The sequence below is a fragment of the Rahnella sp. CJA17(1/100) genome (assembly GCF_963881615.1).
In the GTDB taxonomy this organism is placed as follows: domain Bacteria; phylum Pseudomonadota; class Gammaproteobacteria; order Enterobacterales; family Enterobacteriaceae; genus Rahnella; species Rahnella aceris.
In genome coordinates, this window is record NZ_CAWOJA010000083.1 from 39,335 (window position 1) to 62,228 (window position 22,894).

16 protein-coding genes and 1 other RNA gene are annotated in these 22,894 nt (G+C 50.7%); 13 read left to right on the forward strand and 4 right to left on the reverse strand.

Annotated features, from left to right (window positions below; genetic code table 11):
• The 7 genes from AACU55_RS23605 to AACU55_RS23635 are packed head-to-tail and all read left to right on the forward strand — an operon-like array spanning position 1 to position 6,947.
• Positions 1-849: a hypothetical protein gene (locus AACU55_RS23605; protein WP_134706238.1), complete on the forward strand. Its 849-nt coding sequence runs from the start codon at positions 1-3 to the stop codon at positions 847-849.
• Positions 831-1,334 (forward strand): hypothetical protein, encoded by a 504-nt coding sequence (locus AACU55_RS23610; RefSeq protein WP_134706239.1) that lies wholly within the window; start codon positions 831-833, stop codon positions 1,332-1,334. Before AACU55_RS23605 ends, AACU55_RS23610 begins: the two co-directional genes overlap by 19 nt.
• Positions 1,331-2,860, forward strand: coding sequence for an ATPase, T2SS/T4P/T4SS family (locus tag AACU55_RS23615; protein ID WP_013577222.1), 1,530 nt, complete (start codon positions 1,331-1,333; stop codon positions 2,858-2,860). Before AACU55_RS23610 ends, AACU55_RS23615 begins: the two co-directional genes overlap by 4 nt.
• Positions 2,844-3,890, forward strand: a complete 1,047-nt coding sequence (locus tag AACU55_RS23620) for a type II secretion system F family protein (RefSeq protein WP_134706240.1) — start codon at positions 2,844-2,846, stop codon at positions 3,888-3,890. The genes AACU55_RS23615 and AACU55_RS23620 overlap by 17 nt, the downstream gene beginning before the upstream one ends.
• An 11-nt stretch (positions 3,891-3,901) precedes the next feature.
• Complete coding sequence (locus AACU55_RS23625; RefSeq protein ID WP_037035056.1) at positions 3,902-5,248, forward strand: hypothetical protein; 1,347 nt, start codon at positions 3,902-3,904, stop codon at positions 5,246-5,248.
• Positions 5,249-5,267: 19 nt separating this feature from the next.
• A complete protein-coding gene (locus tag AACU55_RS23630) occupies positions 5,268-6,134 on the forward strand; it encodes a prepilin peptidase (protein ID WP_240785664.1) in 867 nt (288 codons plus the stop codon).
• Between the two features lie 3 nt (positions 6,135-6,137).
• Complete coding sequence (locus AACU55_RS23635; RefSeq protein WP_134706241.1) at positions 6,138-6,947, forward strand: M23 family metallopeptidase; 810 nt, start codon at positions 6,138-6,140, stop codon at positions 6,945-6,947.
• 55 nt (positions 6,948-7,002) lie between these two features.
• On the opposite strand, the gene rnpB is transcribed toward AACU55_RS23635, so the two are convergent.
• Both rnpB and rsmI read right to left on the reverse strand, forming a co-directional pair.
• Positions 7,003-7,381: RNase P RNA component class A (gene rnpB, locus AACU55_RS23640), an RNA gene on the reverse strand.
• A 25-nt stretch (positions 7,382-7,406) separates the two neighbouring features.
• Entirely contained in the window at positions 7,407-8,276 is an 870-nt protein-coding gene (rsmI, locus tag AACU55_RS23645; RefSeq protein ID WP_013577227.1) for a 16S rRNA (cytidine(1402)-2'-O)-methyltransferase, read from the reverse strand.
• A gap of 61 nt (positions 8,277-8,337) precedes the next feature.
• Here rsmI and AACU55_RS23650 point away from each other — a divergent pair, with 61 nt between their 5' ends.
• The 4 genes from AACU55_RS23650 to dolP all read left to right on the forward strand — a co-directional run bounded on the left by AACU55_RS23650 (position 8,338) and on the right by dolP (position 12,014).
• Positions 8,338-10,374 carry a penicillin-binding protein activator gene (locus tag AACU55_RS23650; protein ID WP_134706242.1) on the forward strand — a complete coding sequence of 679 codons (2,037 nt, stop codon included), beginning with the start codon at positions 8,338-8,340 and terminating at the stop codon, positions 10,372-10,374.
• 65 nt (positions 10,375-10,439) lie between these two features.
• Positions 10,440-10,808, forward strand: a complete 369-nt coding sequence (locus AACU55_RS23655; RefSeq protein ID WP_013577229.1) for a YraN family protein — start codon at positions 10,440-10,442, stop codon at positions 10,806-10,808.
• A gap of 30 nt (positions 10,809-10,838) precedes the next feature.
• On the forward strand, positions 10,839-11,429 hold the full coding sequence (gene diaA / locus AACU55_RS23660; RefSeq protein ID WP_013577230.1) for a DnaA initiator-associating protein DiaA: 591 nt from the start codon (positions 10,839-10,841) through the stop codon (positions 11,427-11,429).
• 9 nt (positions 11,430-11,438) lie between these two features.
• Positions 11,439-12,014, forward strand: a complete 576-nt coding sequence (gene dolP / locus AACU55_RS23665; RefSeq protein ID WP_134706243.1) for a division/outer membrane stress-associated lipid-binding lipoprotein — start codon at positions 11,439-11,441, stop codon at positions 12,012-12,014.
• A 78-nt stretch (positions 12,015-12,092) separates the two neighbouring features.
• On the opposite strand, the gene mtgA is transcribed toward dolP, so the two are convergent.
• Together mtgA and arcB are read right to left on the reverse strand one after the other, a co-directional pair.
• A complete protein-coding gene (gene mtgA, locus AACU55_RS23670) occupies positions 12,093-12,815 on the reverse strand; it encodes a monofunctional biosynthetic peptidoglycan transglycosylase (RefSeq protein WP_013577232.1) in 723 nt (240 codons plus the stop codon).
• Between the two features lie 896 nt (positions 12,816-13,711).
• A complete protein-coding gene (gene arcB / locus AACU55_RS23675; protein WP_013577233.1) occupies positions 13,712-16,051 on the reverse strand; it encodes an aerobic respiration two-component sensor histidine kinase ArcB in 2,340 nt (779 codons plus the stop codon).
• 872 nt (positions 16,052-16,923) lie between these two features.
• On the opposite strand from arcB, the gene gltB reads away from it, so the two are divergent.
• Together gltB and AACU55_RS23685 are read left to right on the forward strand one after the other, a co-directional pair.
• Positions 16,924-21,381, forward strand: coding sequence for a glutamate synthase large subunit (gene gltB, locus AACU55_RS23680; RefSeq protein WP_134706244.1), 4,458 nt, complete (start codon positions 16,924-16,926; stop codon positions 21,379-21,381).
• 9 nt (positions 21,382-21,390) lie between these two features.
• A complete protein-coding gene (locus AACU55_RS23685; protein ID WP_013577235.1) occupies positions 21,391-22,809 on the forward strand; it encodes a glutamate synthase small subunit in 1,419 nt (472 codons plus the stop codon).
• The last annotated feature ends 85 nt before the right edge of the window (positions 22,810-22,894 follow it).

The following is a 22,894-nucleotide window of genomic DNA, read 5'->3' on the forward strand; positions in this document are numbered from 1 at the left end:
ATGATAAAAGGACTTAAATTACAGAAAAACTCTCAGCCGCTTTCCAGAAACATTAAAGTTTCGATTGCGGTTGTCGTTCTCTTGTTGCTTGTTGCTGGCGGAGTGACCGTCTGGTATTTCTATGCCTATAAACCAGAACAGGTGAAGGAGGACGTCAGACGTCGTGAGGAACAGCAATTAGCGAATGATATAAAAACTGTCGAAAAGTACTATTTGAAATCGTTAACGGGTGGGAGCATCATGCAATTCACCAAACTAGCGTCTGAGATTTCAAAAAGTCAAAACATCCTGGCTGAATTCAATTATACAAATGAAACATTTGTTTGTGATCCACAGAACTGCTCATTTAGTTATCAGCTGAATAAAGGCAATGTATTTAATATAGCGCAGAAAAACTTTTGGGGTGAAAATTACACAGCGATTTTCTCAGATGACTCGGTTAATTTCTCGGGGATTCAATCAGGCCTGAGTGATAACCCGTTACTGAGTGCCTATAAAAACAAAGCAGATATTACTGCGCCATTCTGCGGGGATTTATTAAACTATCTTTATTCTTATAACTCGATATCGGGCATCCAGCAAACATTAAAAATAGTCTCCCTTCCTGGTTCGCCTGTGCAGACGAACGAAAATAAAATAGCCAAAAAAGGGAGAGGTAAATACTACGGACTTAACACGATGAACTGGGAAATGGAAATACCCAAAACGTCTAAAAATGGCATAGATGTATTGTACATCGCCAGTATTTTAGAAAGACAAGCATTCAGGGACGCGTTTATTATTCAAAAAATCGATAGCGTTAAAGATAATAAAATTTCAGGAGTCATGGTATGCAAAATCGGAAATTAATGTTAACAGCTCTGATTGTTTTTTTTTCTTCTGGCAGTTTCGCTGATGACGTTAAAACCACCAGCGATCCTGTCGGGGAAGTCCCGGCTCCAATTCAGCAGCATATCTCCAGATTGATGGAAGATGACGTGGCTTTTAATCAGGCCCAGCGTGAGCTTTCACAACAGCTGACGCTCGCTAAGTTGCGGCTGGAAATGGCAAAGATAAAAAGTGAAGCCTCGGAACTGACTCAGGTGCCAATGATGAGCAACATGGGTGGCGAATCTGACGATAAAGAAGCTAAACCGGCTTCACAAGCCCCTCTTGTCGAACCGAAAATAATGATGCTGTCGCAGATTGCTGGCATCACACAGGCAGCCGTCTCCGTGGGCACAAAAATCGTATTTGTCCGTATCGGAGAGATTTTCTTAGCCAACGGTAAACGTTATGCCGTCCATCAGGGCAATAACGGACGTCAGTCATTTGTTCAGGAAGTCTCCCGGTGATCCTGGATTTCATACGACTTACGGACGATTCCATACACAGCGGCGAATGGACTTTTGCTGAAATTGAGGATCGCATGTTGCTCGCCCGTTTGGGCACGCAGGAGTATCTCGTTTCTCAACGTTCTTTAATTGAAGAGCTGCATATTCTTCAATATGAAGTTCGCAAAATGAACGACATCCATCGTCACAAGATTGTCGGAATCGGGGGCGTCACAGAAGCCGTTTATTTCAAAATTTATGAACTTGTTTCTTTGCAGAAACAGAGCCGTGTTGCACTGGATATTAGTGAAACGCAGAAGGAACTTGAAGCCATATTGATTGAAGCCGTTGATATGGGGGCCAGTGACCTTCATATCACCCGCAATGATATTCTTGCGCAGCTTGAGGTCAGGGTAAATGGCATGCTGCTACCAATGATGCAGATGCCTGCCAGCAAATGCGATGAGCTGGTATTCGTCCTGTACAACGTACAAGCCAGCACCCGTGATACCACCTGGAACCGTACTATTCCGCAAAGTGCCAATATTCTCTATACGCTTAACGGATTAAGTTTTCGTTTCCGCTACGCCCACTTTCCCATTTTTGGTGAAACGAACGATTGTTTTCATGCTGTATTACGTATTATCCCATCAGGACTCTCTAAAGGAGCCGTCGCTAATCTCAATAAACTCGGTATATCGGAAGAAGAATTAGAAGATCTGAAAAAGATCCTCAGTAATCCCTATGGGGCATATTTTATTGCGGGCACCACTGGTTCAGGAAAATCCACCACTCTGAAGAACCTGATGGAGTGGCTGCAGGTCAACCGTTATGGCAATAAAGGCTGTTTTCTTACTGTAGAAGATCCTGTCGAATATCAGATATTTGGAGCAAAACAAAGCTCAGTGGTCAGTGTTGAAGGTGGCGGTTTCCATTCTGCTATCAAATCCGCATTACGCCGCGATCCTGATGTTCTGATGGTGGGCGAAATCCGCGACTCTATCTCCGCGAATGCCCTCGCCGGCGCAGTTGAAAGCGGTCACTACTGTTTTACGACTGTTCATGCAGGGAATATTGTCTCCCTGCTACAGCGCTTATCCGCCATGGGCATCACCAGCGATAAACTCTCCACACCGGGCTTTATTGCCGGATTGCAGTGTCAAAAACTTGTCCCTGTTATTTGTCCTCATTGCCATCATTCTGTCGAAATCACATTTGGTGAGAAATTGATGACCCTCTACGAGCAAAACGAAAGGGGGTGTGAAAAATGTAAGCATACCGGTATAAGCGGCAGGCAACTTGTCATGGAATATATGCGACCCACATATGATGAACTCGCCGCAATATCTAAACAAGAGTGGTTACAGGTTTACACCTTATGGCGAAAAAAACGCATCTCGTCACCGGGTCTGAGTGAGGGATTTGAAATAAAAGAAAAGGTATTTGCGGAAGTACTTCGTGGTCGGGTTTGTGCTACCTGGTTCAGTATGGAATTTGGCGATGTAGATAAAGACAACTCGGAGATTATCCATGGCAAAGTTCGGTAAGAAACAGCGGCTTTTTCTTTATAAGTTCTGTGCTGACATGATCAGAACAGACCTGCCCCTTTACGATTCCCTGCTCAAACTTCAGCTCGAGGGTAAAAGCCTGTTAGGCCCGGGTTTTGCGAAGAATATTTCCGTGTTAACCAATAATATGAAGGCAGGTCTTAAAGGTGCCTCCATTGCCGTTATGTTTGATGGTCTGGTTCCCCAAAGTGAACTTAGCGTTATTCACGCGGCCGAGCAGAGCGGCAGTCTGGCTGATGGCTTTATGACGCTCGTCAACGTCATAAACTATAACAGTGAGTTGAAAAGCAAACTTATTTCCGCCGTGCTTTTCCCGGTGATTATGATGATTCTTTCTCTTATTGTCATCGCGGGATATTCGATGAAAGTTTTCCCGGCTTTCGAAAGTGTCGTTCCCGTCAACAAATGGCCTAGCGTGACACAATCATTATATACCTTCGGGAAAGCATTGGTGGCCGGTCTGTGGATTTATATATTGATTGTTATTACGGTGACAGTCTTTTTCATTAAGACGATTATTTCCAACTTTAGTGGTCAGTTCAGAAATAAATTTCTGGATCGGATCCTTCCCTTTTCGACCTATAAACAAATTGTCGCCTCGATATTTATAAACAACCTTGCGTTGATGTTAAAAAATGGCATTCCTTTAAATGACGGACTCGCCATTATCCTCTTAAACTCTAACAGATGGCTGAAGCATCATATCAATGGCATGCGCGAGAAAATGGCTATTGGGCTGGGTTACGGGGATGCATTGAATACAGGATTATTCGGTCCTGAAACGCTGCTTAACATTAGCTTGTATGCAGAATTACCTTCATTTAATGAGGTGCTTAGTTCTGTTTCAGCGAAGTCCAGAGAACATGTTCAGGAATATATTAAAAAACTAGCCGGGCTATTGAAATCACTTTCGACACTTGTACTGGGTGGCTGTGTGATTTGGGTTTTCGCAGCACTGTTCGCCCTTTCGGATACATTAGGGAAAATGGGCGCAAGTGGTTCTTTTTAAAGGAGTGTATGATGAAAAAGATAATTCTGCTTTTCATTTTCTTGAATATAGTATCGGTTAATAGCTTTTCGGCCACGATACCTAAAGGAGGCGTGTTCAAATTTGCTGAATCTGATAGCGGTGGCAGTACAGCACAACCGCTGGATATGCCCCTTGCGTTGCCTATTGCTAATTTTTTTGGATATACCCGAAGTGGTGACAAATATTCCTATGAGGAGAAAAACTCCCTGCCAATTGCAATAAATATTATGTATATAGAATCCTCTTCCGGACAGGTTCCTGCCCAGCGTTTACCGGAGATAACAGATGACAATTTTGATTTCTCAGAACACTACCTTCACTATGATACACAAGCCAATTACAGCTGGGTGAGTGGCGGTAAAGAAGGAGACTGGGGCCTGCCCATCATTAATGCGAAACCCTATCAGAAAGGCGACCCTTTCCCGGCAATTACGGCATGTTCAGGTACGCCTGTCTCCCTGAAAGAGCAGCGTTATAAATGTAAGCCAGCAATGACGAGCTCGACGCGAAATCTCTCTTTATATGATGAACTGATTGAACTGGCCGCCAGCAAAAATCAAAAGTTATGGGTTGGCACGATTATTTTCCCCCGCGCTTCAGACGGACCTGAAGGTAATACCAGCAACAACAGCACAGGGGGGGAAGGGCATGAATTAGTTATTTATCTTCCTCATCGTCATATGGAAGTCATACACTTAGAAGCCTTGTTGCTCGGCGATGCTGATGGCAGTGAGCAACGGCTTGCAGCCTGGACACTCCAAAGTGATGACGGAGAATATTTCGTACGCTATAAGAGGTTCTGGATCAACAATGATTATCCTGCAGATTATGCTTTCGTTTCAAACGGGAAAGATACGCTCAATCATAATAAAACAGAGAGTAAGTACCTTATTCCCTACTACCTGGATAACGAGAGGATGGCCATAACAGATGTTGCTGCAATTCATACTCGTCTTGCCGGAGGTGTGCATTGGTCGGGTATCTGGAACGGACAGGGGGCTATTAACGAGCAAGGTATACGGGGTAGTGATATATTTACATGCCTGAATGGTGCTAAAGGATCGGTGGATGATTATACCGACTTAACCCATTTCCAGGATCCGGCTGTCGATTCGTTTAGGGAAGTGCCCGGTTTCAATATTATCCATGTTCCGGAAGGGCAGAAAGGATTTACCTTTGCACAAATGATGGGAAAGCAACCGACATCAGACAATGCTTATATTTGCGACACCAAAGGCACTCAGTTATTTTCGCAGCGATTAGAAATTGCAACGGAAGAAGAACCAAATATATTCATTGATTTTATGGAAGTAAAAAAAGGTATCACAGAGAAATAACGCTCTCATTGAAAATACCGTGTTTTTCCGTTCATTCTCGCAGGGAATCGTTTTAATGACTCTTTTCTATTTTTGGTTTTATCCTGTTATGGCACTGATATTCGGATTGTTTATTGGCAGCTTTATTAATGTGCTGATTTATCGATTGCCGTTAATGATTTTCGCAGAATACGGTACGGAACCGGACGCTGTTAAAGTGAATCTCTGGTGGCCACCTTCTCATTGCCCGGCATGTGGTGCTTCCGTAATGAAGCGAGACAATATCCCTGTTCTGAGTTGGTTATGGCTTAAGGGAAAGTGTCGTCATTGTGAAAGTCCAATCTCCGCACAGTATCTGATTTCCGAAATACTGTGCGGGGGCATTTTTGCCGCACTGGCGATTGCAGGGCTGCCGCATTTTACAGAAATTCAGATCTGCTGCTTTTTCCTCTATTTCTGTCTGCTTTACAGTCTGACGGTAATTGATTTTAAGCATCTGATTTTGCCCGACAGTTTGGTGTCATTGCTGTTATGGAGTGGCTTACTCTGCTCAGTATTGGGGATTACGGATATCGGGCCGCGATCGGCAATTTGTGGTGCCGTCATTATCTGGCTTGTGCTTTATGCCGTGATGGCAGCGTATGAAAAATGGCGTGGCCATGAGGGGCTGGGCTATGGCGATGTCAAACTGATGGCTGCGATCACCGTCTGGGTGGGAATGGAGAAAATTCCGGAACTGATCATGTGGTCGGCAGCCTCAGGCATTATGGTGTATGTGCTCTGTACTGTGCTGAACCAGCGCCGGACTCTGGATGAAAATCATCCAGCTGCTGAAAAACATTACATTCCCTTCGGTCCTTCAATTTCGATGGCCGGTTTGGTGATTTTTTTTATTGAGCAGCTGTAAACCATGCGCCGGATATTTCCTTTCATCCTGCTCCTGCCGTTTATGGCAAAAGCAGGAAGTGATGCCCCCGTCACAATGGTTTTGCTGCGTGCAGCAGGTGCCGACAGTGAAAATCCTCCTGCCACTTTTTCTCAGGCGATGTTATTTATCGTCGCCGGAGAAAAAACATCGCTCAGTCATCCGCAAGCGGTTAATGAAGTCTCCGCAGGTTATCCCCATTTTAGCTCACCACTGAACATTCCTTTACGGATCACTTCTGCATTCAGCATGCGCTGGCATCCTCTTTTGCGACGCTTTTCCCAGCATGAGGGAACCGATTTTGCCGCCCCACCGTTTACACCGGTGTTTGCCACAGAAAAAGGGATCGTCGTTGAAGCGAAGTACCATCCCGTCGCTGGCAATTACGTGGTGGTACGCCACCCGCAAGGATGGAAAAGCCGCTACCTGCATCTGAACAGACTGAATGTCGTCCCCGGCCAGGAGATCAAACAGGGCAGCATCGTGGCTTACTCCGGCAATACCGGACGCAGCACCGGCCCCCATTTGCATTTTGAGTTGATGCATCAGGGGCAGCCGGTTGACGCCGTGAAATTCCTGTCAGCATCCAATGCCTCATACGGCCAGATGACAGCCAAGATGACTTCGAAAATTTCAGTACCGAAAATCATGCTGGTGACTGAAATCGCGGGGCAGGAAAAAGTCATGGTGAAGTATCGCGAGAAAATAATTTATGCCAGTGCGGATCAGGAAGTGTTTGGGGATTATAAAGTGGTGCTGAAGAGCGGAAGATATCGTTTACAGAAAGTGTCCTGAAGGGAACAAAAGTTGGTGCATTCCTCAGGAATACACCAACTCATTGTTTTATATAGAGTGGAGTTGACCGTTAAGCCGGGTTCTGTCGTGGACAGTCATTCGTCTAGGCCAGCAATCGCTCACTGGCTCAAGCAGCCTACCCGGGTTCAGTACGGGCCGTACCATGTGAACCCCTATTTGGCCTTGCTCCGGGTGGAGTTTACCTTGCCACGAACTGTTGCCAGCCGCGCGGTGCGCTCTTACCGCACCCTTTCACCCTTACCTGATCCCGCTTGCGCGGGCCATCGGCGGTTTGCTCTCTGTTGCACTTGTCGTAAGCTCGCGCTTCCCAGGCGTTACCTGGCACCCTGCCCTATGGAGCCCGGACTTTCCTCCCCTCCTTCTGTCTCCCCCGAAAGGGACGGCAAAGAAGCGGCGACTGTCTGGTCAACTCCGCGGCGGATAATAGGGTATTACGCCCTATTTGTCACCCTCTTGCTCATCAAGCGCGTATTTATACAACGCATTCTTCTTCACACCGTGGATTTCGGCGGCCAGCGCGGCAGCTTTTTTGAGCGGCAGTTCTTTTTGCAGCAATGCCAGTGTGCGCAGGGCTTCCGCCGGTAAGGCTTCGGTATCGACCTTATGGCCTTCAACGATCAGCACCATTTCACCGCGCCGGCGCGTTTCGACTTCCTGCACCCATGCCAGCAGTTCACCCACCGGCGCACCGTGAATATTTTCCCAGGTTTTGGTCAGTTCACGCGCCAGTACGACATAACGATCTGGCCCCCAGACTTCGACCATATCCTGCAAACTGTCCAACAGGCGGTGCGTGGATTCATAGAAAATCAGCGTGCGGGGTTCTTCAATCAATGCCTGCAACGTATCTTTACGGGATTTGGTTTTGGCGGGCAGAAACCCTTCGTAACAGAAACGATCAGAGGGCAAACCGGCGGCACAAAGCGCGGTGATCGCCGCACAGGCACCGGGTAACGGCACCACGCGGATACCCGCTTCACGGCAGCGACGCACAAGGTGATAGCCAGGATCATTGATCAGCGGCGTACCGGCATCCGAGACCAGCGCTATCGTCTGGCCTGCCTGCAATTTCGCCAGTAAATGCTCAGCTTTTTGCTGTTCATTATGATCGTGCAGCGGGTACATTTTTGCCGTGATCGCGAAATGTTGCAGCAGCAATCCGGTATGGCGGGTATCTTCTGCAGCAATCAAATCTACACTGTTCAGTACGGCCAGCGCGCGTTGGGTTATATCTCCTAAATTGCCAATTGGCGTCGGTACGATATACAGCGTTGAGGCAGAAATATCTGCTTGATCGTCTTGATTCATTGTTTCATCCGGATTGCCGATTTAATATTGAGCATCTTAAAAAAACATCACTGGAAACTGAATGCCTTCCTCAATGACCTTTCGTACCCGTTCGGGACGTTTACTCCCTGCCATCATCGTGGCCATGCTTCTTGCCAGCTGTTCAGGTCAGGCGCCGCAGGCACCGACAGAAAGTGTCCAGGGTGCAGCGTCCGGCAGCTCTGACTATTATTTGCAGCAGGCGCAGCAAAGCGGTGATGATAACAAGGCTGACTGGCAATTGCTTGCAGTGCGTGCCCTGATACGCGAAGGCAAAGCGCCTCAGGCGGCGGAACAGCTGGCTAAAGTGCCGCAAAATCTGACGGCTGCCCAAACCGTCGAACAGCAACTGACCAGTGCAGAAGTGCAGGTTGCGCTGAAAAATTATCCGGCAGCAGCCACCAGTCTGAGCCAGTTGGATCCCCACGATCTGACCAACGATCAGAAAGCCCGTTATTATCAGGCGCAAATCGATGCCAGTCAGGGGCGCACCAGCCTTGGCGTGATCCGCGCCTATATCGCGCAGGAGCCGCTGGTACAAGGTCAGCCGCATCAGGACAACATTGACCGCACCTGGATGGCGCTGACGCAGATGTCCGCACAGGACGTCAACAGCATCGTGATCAATGCGGATGAAAATACGCTGCAGGGATGGCTGGATTTACTCAGCGTCTGGCAAAGCAACAAGCAGGATCCTGATTTACTGAAAGCCGGGATTAAAGACTGGCAGCGCCGTTATCCGGTGAATCCGGCAGCGAAAAGCCTGCCGACTCAGCTCAATAATGTGCTGACTTTCCAGCCTGCTTCAACCGGCAAAATTGCGCTGTTTCTGCCAATGAGCGGCCCGGCACAGGTTTACGGGAATGCCATTCAGCAGGGTTTTAATGCGGCAATGAGCGGTCAGGTCAGCCAGCCAGCGGCACAAACGGCACCGACAGATCCAAACGCACAATCTCAGGCGCCGGCAGACCCGAACGCAGCCGTCAGTACATCTGCACCGGACGCCAGCGCGCAAAATACCGCGTCTCAAACCGATCCTTCCCAGGCCCAGCCTGCCGCAACCCCAGCCGCTGCGCCCGTGGCCAGCAGCAACGGGCAGGTGAAAGTGTATGATACCAATGGTCAGCCTCTTGCCGCGCTTCTGACGCAGGCTCAGCAGGATGGCGCAACGCTGGTTGTCGGCCCGCTGCTGAAAGATCAGGTGAACGCACTCGCTTCTGACCAGACGCCTCTGAATGTTTTAGCGCTCAATCAGCCAGAAACTGAGAAAAACAGCCCGAATATCTGTTACTTTGCGCTCTCGCCGGAAGACGAGGCACAGGATGCTGCGCGCCACATGTGGTCTGAGCAGAAACGTATGCCGCTGTTACTGGTGCCGCGTGGCAGCTTCGGCGACCGTATCGCGCAGGCTTTTGCTAACGAATGGCAGAAACTGGGCGGGCAAACCGTACTGAAACAAGGTCTCGGTTCCGCCGGTGAATTGCGTTCTTCTATTGGCAGCGGTATCCGCCTGACCGGCACGCCAGTCACAACCAGTGATGCAGCCGCGCCAGCACAAGCGCAGGGTGTCACAATTGGTGGCATTACCATCCCGGCGCCGCCGACAGATGCACAGATTACGCAAGGCAGTACCGGTGGCACAGTGGATTCCGTCTACGTTGTTGCGACACAAAGTGAACTGACGCTGATTAAACCGATGCTGGATCTGGCGGTGAATGGCCGCGTTCATCCTTCAGTGTACGCCAGTTCGCGCAGCTATCAGGCAGGTGCCGGTCCGGATTACCGTCTCGAAATGGAAGGCGTGCAGTTTAGCGATATTCCTTTACTGGCAGGCGGTAACCCTGCGCTGATGCAGCAGGCAGCCGCGAAGTTTGGTAACGACTATTCGCTGGTTCGTCTCTATGCGATGGGGATCGATGCCTGGAATCTGGCAAATCATTTCTCCCAGATGCGCACATTGCCTGGCTTCCAGGTTTCCGGCAGCACGGGAGAATTGAGCGCCAATAGCAACTGCGTGATCCACCGTAAATTGCCATGGCTGCAATACCGTCAGGGTTCGCTGGTGCCAGTTTCTTCTTAAGAGAAAACTGAAACAGCTCAACAGAGATCGGAATTCTCAGCCATTACAGGTACAAGGACGTACTGATGAAGTCTTTTTTGTCAAAAACGCGGGCGTGCGGCGATAAATACGAAGCATTTGCACGACGCTATCTCGAAAAAGCCGGGTTAACCTTCGTGGCGGCCAATGTGGCCTGCCGTGCCGGTGAAATTGACATGATCATGCGTGACCAGCAAACCTGGGTGTTTGTTGAAGTCCGTTACCGGCGCAACGCCAGTTTTGGTGGTGCGGCGGCCAGCGTGACGATTCAAAAACAGCAGCGCCTGTTACGCGCTGCCTCTTTCTGGCTTGCAGGAAAGAACGCAAGCTTTGACACATCATCTTGCCGTTTTGATGTTTTTGCCATCACCGGCAGCCAGATAGAATGGCTGCGTGATGCCTTCAATGCGGAATAAATATTACGACGACTGACTGGACGAAAACCCGTGCTGGATAGAATCAAAGTCTGCTTTACAGAAAGTATCCAAACTCAGATTGCGGCGGCAGAAGCCTTGCCTGACGCGATTTCCCGCGCCGCGATGACGCTGGTGCAATCGCTGCTTAACGGCAATAAAATTCTGTGCTGCGGCAATGGCACCTCTGCGGCAAATGCGCAGCATTTTTCCGCCAGTCTGATTAATCGTTTTGAAACTGAACGTCCTAGCCTTCCTGCAATCTCATTATGTGCAGATAACATTGTGCTCACTGCGATTGCCAACGATCGACTGCATGAAGAAATTTATGCTAAACAGGTGCGCGCCTTAGGTCAGGCGGGTGATGTTCTGCTGGCCATTTCTACCCGCGGCAACAGCCGTGATATTGTCAAAGCCGTTGAAGCAGCGGTAACCCGTGATATGACCATTGTCGCATTAACAGGTTATGACGGCGGCGAGCTGGCGGGTTTACTGGGGCCTCATGATGTTGAGATCCGTATTCCCTCTCATCGTAGCGCCCGCATTCAGGAAATGCATATGCTCACAGTTAACTGTCTCTGTGACCTGATAGATAACACGCTGTTCCCACACCAGGACGATTAAGGAGATCCCATGAAGGCGAGTCCTCTCTTTGCTGTATTGTTAAGCGCCCTTCTGCTACAAGGCTGTGTCGCCGCTGCGGTAGTTGGTGCGGCTGGCGTCGCAACAAAAACAACGACTGACCCACGTACGGTCGGCACTCAGGTTGATGACAGCACGCTGGAAGCCCGTGTCTCTAATGCGGTGAGTAAAGATAAACAACTGAAAGACGAAGCCCGCATCGTGGCGACTGCGTATCAGGGTAAAGTCCTGTTAACCGGTCAGGCGCCGACGGCGGATATGGCTTCTCGCGCAAAACAAATTGCGATGGGTGTTGAAGGCGCAACGGAAGTGTACAACGAAATCCGTACCGGTAAGCCGGTCAGCATGGGCACAGCGTCAATGGATACGTGGATCACCACCAAAGTCCGTTCTCAGTTGTTGACCAGTGATTCGGTTAAATCATCTAACGTCAAAGTCACCACCGAAAACGGCGAAGTGTTCCTGCTGGGTCTGGTGACGCCGGAAGAAGGTAAGTCAGCGGCTGGGATAGCGGCGGGCGTGAGCGGCGTTAAACACGTCACCACGGCCTTTACTTACGTGAAATAGCTACGTGAAATAATTCAGTACGTTATAACCAAAAAGGACAGCTCAGGCTGTCCTTTTTTTGTTCAAACCCTGGCTGATTTAATGCAGTTTATGCTCTTGCAGGAAAGACTCACCACCGAGCTGGCTCATCTGACGCAGGATCCATTGCTGACGGCGTATGACATACGCAGAAGGCGCATTCACCTTAAACAGATGCGGATTCGGCAACACTGCGGCCAGTAACGCGGCCTGAGACGCAGTCAGGCGGCTGGCCGGTTTATGGAAGAAATGCTGCGCAGCCTGCTCGACGCCAAAGACGCCATCACCAAACTCCGCGATATTCAGGTACACCGTCAGAATGCGACGTTTTGTCCATACGGTTTCAATACCCACGGTCAGCCCGGCCTCAAGCCCTTTACGCACCCAACTGCGCCCATCCCACAGAAACAGGTTTTTAGCGGTTTGCTGGGATAATGTCGAAGCACCACGCATTTTTCCGCCGTCTTTATCCAGCACCGACTGAATAGCATCGACATCAAATCCCCAATGAGTCGGGAATTTCTGATCTTCCGCCGCCATCACCGCGAGCGCCATTGGTGAGGAAATCTCACTCATTGGCACCCAGTCCGAATGTGCAACATAACCAAAATCACCGGTCAGCCACGCGGAAATCTGGCGCTCCACCATCACGGCAGAAAAAGGCACGGGTAAAAAAGAAAAAAGAAGAATGCCCGCTACCCATAAGCAGAGTAACAGTATCACTGCGCGTTTTAGCCATAACAGCGGCGTACGCAACAGGCCTTTTCGAGTAATTTTATTCATTTGGCGCTTTCCACAACACATCCGACCATCTAATCAATCTCAATAATAACCTGCAAGATCAGGCTAGCGAAATGCTGCACAACATTGCTAACAATTGAGCAATAACAATGAAACTTTTGCTTACATTCAGAACGAAAAATTCCGATTAAACCACTACCATCAAGGAGTTCCGTCAAACAGTCAGGAACTCTTGCTTTTTTCACTGCGACTAATTTTTAAGCAAAAAAGTAAAATTTTTGTAAACTAATCAACAAAAGATACGTAAGATTAATTTATGATTCTGATCAGTGAAAGTGAATAAATTCTCATCAATTATTCCGTAATGCGTTAACGCACTAAGTCAAATACAACACCTGTGATACCTAAAAAATCAGCAGGGCGTGCACCTTTTTATCAGATAAAAAACGCATAAACCTAAGTGAAATTTTTTCATTTAAAATAAATTTCAGATCTCTTTTAGCTCCGGAGAGATCATTTCGCTGAAATTCACATTTAAGTCATGCATTACAACAAGTTGGCATAAATTTTTCAATTTATAGAACCGGTTTCATAGACGAGCATGTCGCAAATTCACCTGTAAAACCGCCTGCTATTGTTCACTTCCATAAGCAAAATTGCATGTCGCCAATACAACATCAACATGCTTCATTTGTATTCTGTCAAAAATCCTGCGATAAAGACTTGATGTTTTGTATAGACAAAGACTAATCTACATCACAGTTTTTAATGAATGTTGTAACAGTTCTGCTTATATTTGTTATGTTGATTGCTACAGGATGTATTAGACTTTAAACCTGAATTCCAAGACCTGCGAAAACCGAACCCTAAAAACTATCGTGGGTTACCTCTTTCCCTGGTGTTGGCGCAGTATTCGCGCACCCCGGCCTCGGCCGGGGTTATTTTTTTTCAGCGTTTGCCGTCCAGTCACGTAATACTTTGATGTCATTGCGCCATTCGGCCTTCAGCTCATCAATCCATTCCTGAACGTTATCCCACCAGGCTGGCAATGTCGGCGTCTGAATTTGTTGTGCCAGTTGCTGTAAATGTTTCAGGCCAACAGAACCCGCCGCGCCTTTGATTTTGTGGCCTTCCTCGGCAATCCCTTTTTGATCGCGTGCCGTCATGTTGGAATCAAGCACAGCCAGATAGCCCGGCATCATTTTTTCAAACATATCCGCACTCTGATAAATCAGTTTCGCCCCAACCAGGTCGATGTACTGCTCAAGCATGGCGGTATCAAGCAACGATTCGCTGTCTTTCATCACTACGGGCTCCTTTTCCACTACGGAAACGTCAGGCTGATGATCCCAGAACTGCTGAATCATCGCGGTCAGCGCGGAAACAGACAGCGGCTTGCTCAGCACGTCATCCATTCCCGCATCGAGATACTCTTTTTTGTCTTTCAGCACGTTTGCTGTCAGGGCAATCAGTGGTGGCAGATGTTGTCCGGCGTAATCGGTGCGCAGCTTGCGGGCAATATCCAGCCCTGTCATGTCAGGCAACTGGATATCCAGCAGTACCAGATCGAATTCGTCAGGATCGAACATCTCCAGCGCATCATGGCCATTCATCGCCACTTCCACGCTGTTACCTAACTTCTCCAGCACTGAACGCGCCACAATAACGTTCAGCTCGATGTCTTCGACCAACAGCACGTGCAGCGCCGGTAAGGGCATGTCTTCTTCGTCACTGGCCAGGTCAGCCGGTGAATCCAGCGTTGGTGCACGTACGACGAGCGTAAAGCAGGAACCCTGCCCCGGCACGCTGCTGACGGTGATATCGCCGCCCATTGCCTGCGCCAGACGTTTTGACACCGCCAGCCCAATCCCTGTGCCGGTCGCCGGTTTACCGCCGTTCTGATCTTTCACCTGATAATACATGGCGAAGATTTTGTCCTGCTCATCCTGCGGGATCCCCAGACCGGAATCGCGCACGACAAATCGCAGCATATCGTTCGGTTCATAATGCACGCTCAGCACAATCTCACCTTCGCGGGTGAATTTGACGGCGTTGCCGATCAGATTCCACAGAATCTGGCGCAGACGCGTGCCGTCCGTCGTAATACTGCGCGGCAACGGCAGGTCAGGCTCCATGATAAATTTCAGCCCTTTCGGCTGGGCCAGCAGTCCGGAGAGATTTTCCAGATCGGAGAGGAATTCGGTGAAATCAACCGGCTGGTTATCAAGCTGCACTTTGCGGCGCTCAATTTTGTCCATTTCAATAATATCGTTGAAGATATTGCCGAGGGTGATCGCGCTGACATGAATGGTTTTCAGGTAGCTGTGCTGTTCTTTGTCCAGCTCGGTGTCGAGCAAAATGCGGCTCAGCCCGACGATGCCGTTAAGCGGCGTACGCAGCTCGTGGCTGATCGTTGAGATAAAAGTGGTCTTCTCACGGCTGGCGTTCTCTAACGCGTCCTGATAGCGCTTACGCTCGGTAATATCGCGTCCGAAGCCCATCAGCCCGTGTCGCTTACCGATACGGTCATAAAACGGCACTTTACGCAATTCGAAGCAGGCTTTGCGCCCGTCCGGATAGACAAGCCATTGTTCGTAGGTCAGGGAAACGTTGTGACGGAAAACCTTCTCGTCGGTTTCGACCACTTTCTCGGCGATATCCGGAGTATAAACATCGTTGGGAGTCAGGCCGATCAGTTGCTTTTCACTTTTGCCGGTCAGCAGTTCCATCGCCCGGTTACAGCCGGAGAATTCTTTGTCTTCGTTGCGGTAATACACCAGGTCCGGCGAGGCATCGAGGAAAGAGCGTAATAATGCAGATTGCTGGCTCAGTTCGATCTGCGCCTGTTCGCGGTGCTGCATTTCGAGTTTCAGCTTATCGACCACTGCCAGACGCGCTTCTTCCGCTTTCACACGGTCGGCGATTTCCTGATTCAGTTGGGTAATGTTGTCTTTGAGTTGCTGATTCAGTTCGAGGTCGCGGTGGCGCATTTCTTCCAGTTTATCGACCAGACGCGCTAAACGCTGACGCGACTCTTCAAGTTGTTCAACCACCACCGACAGGAAGTAAACCGCCCAGGGCGTAATCAACAAACCAAAGAAGATGGAACGAACGACGTCGATACTCTCAACCTGCCCGCGCAGGAGCATCGTGACCGCCATCTGGACAATCATTGCCAGTACCACCAGCGCAGACGCCAGCAACAGTGAGAATCTCACCAGCCCCAGCTTGACCATCAGATCGACATAATACTGCGCTAAAACCCGGATTTGCTTCATAACGTTTCCCTTAAAACGAAGTCGTCTGAATCATACCGCAAAACCTCACCGGCGTGATGGCAGGGGATAAATTGAGCGTGAAGTTTGTGAGATGCACCTTGCAGGGGCTTGTCATGGTGCAATGCAGGAAATAAGGGCAGAGTTATTGACTATTATCTGCGGTGATATTATTAATATCGGCCGGCTTTATCAGGCTGCACGCGTTGCCAACTGCCGTCCAGCTAACATTTTTTCCTTTTATCCTCCGAATATTTTCTCTCCCGGTGCGTTTCGCACAGGCATAACTATTCATTATTACTGCAAATAAAGTCATTCGTGGCAGTATGAATAATTCTTATTACAAACACCGGACTAACACATTATTACTGTCAGGTTAAAAACAGTGACAAACCGCATGGGTACAGTATTTTCCAGTATAAAATACTGGTAATTACGCCCCTGCCAGCACGGTGCGGAGATCTTACGCTTTCCCCATAGTGAGTCAGCTCACACTTTACGTGCATGCCCCCATCGGAAATATGCCAGCAAAAACCCCATAAAACATATACATTTCAAATAATTAAATCTCTTTATATCACTTTTAATATAACTTAAATCGCCATTTGACCTGTCTGTGCTTTCTCGCTAAGTTGGGAGTCCGCTGGAAGCAATCTCGACGGGTGAGCAACTCGTCATATTTATGCAGTAATTGAAGACTCCCTCATTAAAACAAGTCAACCACCACTTGTGAGAACCATCACGAGAGGCCTTTGACGGAGATGTCCGGGCAATCAACGCACCGCAAGAGTGCGCGAAATTGCGGACAAACCTCTGTGTATAAGCCCGCTCGCGATTGGTGTGAGAGTCTCGCAGAGCCTGGGGAGGTTCACGTAATGTTGTACGATAAATCCCAAGAGAGGGACAACTGTGGTTTCGGCCTGATCGCCCATATAGAAGGCGAACCTAGCCATAAGGTCGTGCGTACTGCGATCCACGCGCTGGCCCGTATGCAACACCGTGGCGCGATCCTTGCTGACGGCAAGACCGGCGACGGCTGTGGCCTTCATTTACAGAAACCTGACCGCTTCTTCCGCATGATTGCTGAAGAACGTGGCTGGCGTCTGGCGAAAAACTATGCCGTTGGCATGCTGTTCCTCAGCAAAGATGAAAAAGAAGCTGAGGCAAGCCGCCGCATTGTTGAAGAAGAGTTGCAAAACGAGACGCTGTCCGTGGTGGGCTGGCGTGACGTTCCGACCAATCCGGACGTACTCGGTGAAATCGCGCTTTCCTCCCTGCCCCGCATCGAACAAATTTTTGTCAACGCGCCTGCCGGCTGGCGTCCGCGTGACATGGAACGCCGCCTTTATATGGCGCGCCGCCGTATTGAGAAACGCATTCAGGATAAAGACTTCTATGTGTGCAGTTTCTCCAACGTGGTCACGATCTATAAAGGCCTGTGTATGCCTGCGGATCTGCCACGCTTCTATTTAGACCTGGCCGACCTGCGTCTGGAATCGGCCATCTGCCTGTTCCACCAGCGTTTCTCGACCAACACCGTCCCGCGCTGGCAACTGGCTCAGCCTTTCCGCTATCTGGCGCACAACGGCGAAATCAACACCATCACCGGTAACCGCCAGTGGGCGCGCGCCCGTGCGTATAAATTCAAAACGCCGCTGATCCCCGATCTGCAAGACGCCTCACCGTTCGTGAATGAAACCGGTTCGGACTCCAGCTCGCTGGACAACATGCTGGAACTGTTCCTGGCAGGCGGGATGGATTTGCTGCGCGCCATGCGTTTGCTGGTGCCGCCAGCCTGGCAGCAAAACCCGGACATGGACGACGATCTGCGTGCGTTCTTCGACTTTAACTCCATGCACATGGAGCCATGGGATGGCCCGGCCGGTATCGTGATGTCAGATGGCCGTTATGCTGCCTGTAACCTCGACCGTAACGGTCTGCGTCCTGCGCGCTATGTCATCACCAAAGATAAGCTGATCACCTGTGCGTCCGAAGTTGGCATCTGGGATTATCAGCCGGACGAAGTGGTCGAAAAAGGCCGCGTCGGACCGGGCGAGCTGATGGTGATCGACACCCGCAGCGGCAAAATCCACCATTCTGCTGAAACTGACAACGATCTGAAGGGTCGCCATCCTTATAAGCAATGGATGGAGAAAAACGTTCAGCGTCTGGTGCCGTTCGAAGACTTGCCGGAAGATCAGGTGGGTAGCCGTGAGCTGGAAGACACCTTACTGGAAACTTTCCAGAAGCAATTCGGCTACAGCAGCGAAGAACTCGATCAGATCATCCGCGTACTGGGTGAAAACGGTCAGGAAGCCGTCGGCTCCATGGGTGACGACACGCCATTTGCCGTGCTCTCCAGCCGTCCGCGTATCGTGTATGACTACTTCCGCCAGCAATTTGCGCAGGTCACTAACCCGCCAATCGATCCGCTGCGCGAAGCCCACGTGATGTCTCTGGCGACCAGCATCGGCCGCGAGATGAACGTGTTCTGCGAAGCCGAAGGTCAGGCTCACCGTCTGAGCTTCAAATCGCCAATCTTGCTGTGGTCTGACTTTAAACAGCTGACCACACTCGACAGCAAACACTATCGCGCGGAAACGCTGGATATTACGTACGATCCGACCGAACAAAATATGGAGCAGTTCGTCCAGAAACTCTGTGACGAAGGCGAACAGAAAGTGCGTAACGGCGCGGTTCTGCTGGTGCTGTCTGACCGCAATATCGCCCCGAACCGCCTGCCGCTGCCTGCACCTATGGCCGTCGGTGCGCTGCAGTTGCGTCTGGTTGAGAAAAGCCTGCGATGCGATGCCAACATCATTGTTGAAACCGCCAGCGCCCGTGACCCGCACCATTTCGCCGTGCTGATTGGCTTCGGTGCCACTGCGGTTTACCCGTATCTGGCCTACGAAACCCTGGCAAAACTGGTCGACTCCCAGATCATCGAGAAGAAATACCGTGAAGTGATGCTGAACTACCGTAACGGCATCAACAAAGGCCTGTACAAGATCATGTCCAAAATGGGCATATCAACCGTCGCCTCTTACCGTTGCTCGAAACTGTTTGAAGCAGTCGGTCTGGCGAAGGATCTGTGCAACACCTGCTTTAACGGCGTCGTCAGCCGTATCGGCGGTGCCGGTTACAGCGACTTCGAACAGGACTTACTGAACCTGTCCAAGCGCGCGTGGCTGAAACGCAAAACGCTGGATCAGGGCGGCCTGCTGAAATTTGTCCACGGTGGCGAATACCATTCCTATAACCCGGACGTGGTCACTACCCTGCAAGCCGCTGTCAACAGCGGTGATTACGACGATTATAAGAAATACGCCAAACTGGTAAACGAGCGTCCGGTGGCCACACTGCGTGACTTGCTGAAAGTCACGCCAAAAGGCCAGCCGATCCCTGTTGATCAGGTTGAACCGGCGGAAGGTTTATTTACCCGTTTCGATACCGCAGCGATGTCTATCGGCGCACTGAGCCCGGAAGCGCATGAATCTCTGGCCGAAGCGATGAACAGCATCGGCGGACGTTCTAACTCCGGCGAAGGTGGCGAAGACCCGGCGCGTTACGGCACCAATAAAGTGTCCCGTATCAAACAGGTGGCTTCAGGTCGTTTCGGTGTAACACCGGCGTATCTGGTCAATGCTGACGTTATCCAGATCAAAGTGGCGCAGGGTGCAAAACCAGGCGAAGGCGGCCAGTTACCGGGTGACAAAGTGACGCCGTACATCGCGAAACTGCGCTATTCCGTACCGGGCGTGACCCTGATTTCTCCACCGCCGCACCACGATATTTATTCCATTGAAGATCTGGCGCAGCTGATTTTCGACCTGAAACAGGTCAACCCGAAAGCGATGATTTCGGTGAAACTGGTGTCTGAACCCGGCGTCGGCACTATCGCCGTTGGCGTGGCAAAAGCTTACGCGGATCTCATCACTATCGCTGGCTACGATGGCGGCACCGGCGCAAGCCCGCTGTCTTCGGTGAAGTATGCTGGTTGTCCGTGGGAACTGGGCCTGGTAGAAACACAACAGGCACTGGTGGCCAACGGCCTGCGTCATAAGATCCGTCTGCAGGTTGATGGCGGCCTGAAAACCGGCCTCGACATCATCAAGGCAGCGATTCTTGGTGCAGAAAGCTTCGGTTTTGGTACCGGCCCGATGGTGGCGCTGGGTTGTAAATACCTGCGTATTTGCCACCTGAACAACTGTGCAACGGGCGTAGCAACTCAGGATGAAAAACTGCGTCGCAACCATTATCACGGACTGCCGGAACGCGTAGTGAACTACTTCAAGTTCATCACGCAGGAAACCCGTGAAATCATGGCCGAACTGGGCATCAGCCAACTGGTGGATCTGATTGGTCGTACCGATCTGCTGACTGAGCTGGACGGTTTCACCGCCAAGCAAAACAATCTCGACCTTTCTGCGATACTGGCAACGGCCACGCCGCATGAAGGCAAAGCGGTGTACTGCACCGAAAGCAACCCGGCGTTCGACAAGGGTCAGCTGAATAAAGACATCCTGGAACAGGCCGCGCCGCATATCGATTCAAAACAGAGCAAAGCGTTCTACTTTGATATCCGCAACACTGACCGTTCCGTTGGCGCTATGTTGTCCGGTGCGATTGCAGAGAAACATGGCGATCAGGGCATGGCGGCTGATCCGGTGCGTATTAACTTCAACGGCACCGCAGGCCAGAGCTTCGGCGTCTGGAACGCAGGCGGCGTAGATTTAATGCTGACTGGCGACGCGAACGACTATGTGGGCAAAGGTATGGCGGGTGGCCGCATTGCCATTCGTCCGCCAATTGGTTCAGCGTTCCGCAGTCACGAAGCTAGCATCATCGGTAACACCTGTTTATATGGCGCAACCGGCGGCAAAATGTTTGCTGCAGGCCGCGCGGGTGAGCGTTTCGCGGTACGTAACTCCGGTGCCATCACCGTGGTGGAAGGCATCGGCGACAACGGTTGTGAATATATGACCGGCGGCATTGTTTGTGTGCTGGGCCGTACCGGCGTCAACTTCGGCGCAGGCATGACCGGTGGTTTCGCTTATGTTCTTGATGAAGATGGCGAATTCCGCAAGCGTGTTAACCCGGAACTGGTTGAAGTCCTGGAAGTAGCCGATCTGGCTATCCATGAAGAGCATCTGCGCGGTTTGATCATCGAACACGTACAGCTGACCGCATCGACCCGTGGTGAAGAGATTTTGGCGAACTGGCCGGAATGGGCGCCTAAATTTGCCCTGGTAAAACCGAAGTCCAGTGATGTCAAAGCATTGTTGGGTCACCGTAGTCGTTCCGCAGCTGAGCTGCGGGTACAAGCGCAGTAAGAGGTTAAGATGAGTCAAAACGTTTATCAATTTGTCGACCTGCAGCGTGTTGATCCGCCTAAGAAAGCGCTGAAGATCCGCAAAATTGAGTTTGTGGAAATTTACGAGCCGTTCTCAGCAACGCAGGCCGCATCACAGGCAGACCGCTGCCTGTCCTGCGGTAACCCTTATTGCGAATGGAAATGCCCGGTTCACAACTACATTCCGAACTGGCTGAAGCTGGCGAACGAAGGTCGCATCATGGAAGCAGCCGACCTCGCGCATCAGACTAACAGCCTGCCGGAAGTCTGCGGGCGCGTTTGTCCGCAGGACAGACTGTGCGAAGGCTCCTGTACCCTGAACGATGAGTTCGGTGCAGTGACCATCGGTAACATCGAACGCTACATCAACGATAAAGCGATCGAGATGGGATGGCGTCCGGATATGTCTCACGTGCAGCCAACCGGCAAACGTGTGGCGATCATCGGCGCAGGCCCGGCAGGTCTGGCTTGTGCAGACGTCCTGACCCGTAACGGTGTGAAAGCGGTGGTTTACGATCGCCATCCGGAAATCGGCGGCCTGCTGACTTTCGGTATTCCGGCCTTCAAGCTGGAAAAATCAGTGATGACCAAGCGTCGCGAAATCTTCACTGAGATGGGTATCGAATTCCAGCTCAATACCGAAGTCGGCAAAGACATCACTATTGATGCGCTGCTGGCGGAATACGATTCTGTATTCCTCGGCGTTGGCACCTATCAGTCCATGCGCGGTGGTCTGGCGAACGAAGATGCGCCGGGCGTGTACGATGCCCTGCCGTTCCTCATCGCTAACACCAAGCAGCTGATGGGCTACGATGACAGCCAGGAAGAACCTTACGTGACGATGGATAAGAAACGCGTCGTGGTGCTGGGCGGTGGTGATACCGCAATGGACTGCGTGCGTACCTCGATTCGTCAGGGCGCAACGCATGTAACCTGTGCGTACCGTCGTGATGAAGAGAACATGCCGGGCTCGCGTCGTGAAGTGAAGAATGCGCGTGAAGAAGGTGTGGATTTCAAATTCAACCTGCAACCGCTGAGCATCGAGCTGAATGATTCAGGCCGCGTATGCGGCGTGCGTATGGCGCGTACCGAACTGGGCGCTCCAGATGCCCATGGCCGCCGTCGTGCAGAAATCGTGGCTGGTTCCGAACATGTGATGGAAGCTGATGCCGTGGTGATGGCATTTGGTTTCCGCCCTCACAAAATGGAATGGCTGGCAGCCCATGACGTTGAGCTGGACTCTCAGGGACGCATCGTTGCCCCTGAAGGCAGCGACAACGCCTTCCAGACCAGCAATCCGAAAATCTTCGCGGGTGGCGATGCAGTTCGCGGTTCTGATCTGGTGGTGACAGCGATTGCTGAAGGCCGCAAGGCCGCAGAAGGCATCATGAACTTCCTCGAAGTCTGATCCGACGGGGCATCAAAACGGGGCTGCCAGCGATGGCAGCCCCGTTGTTTTTTAATCGTACGCAATCTGCACTGGCAAAAAGTGG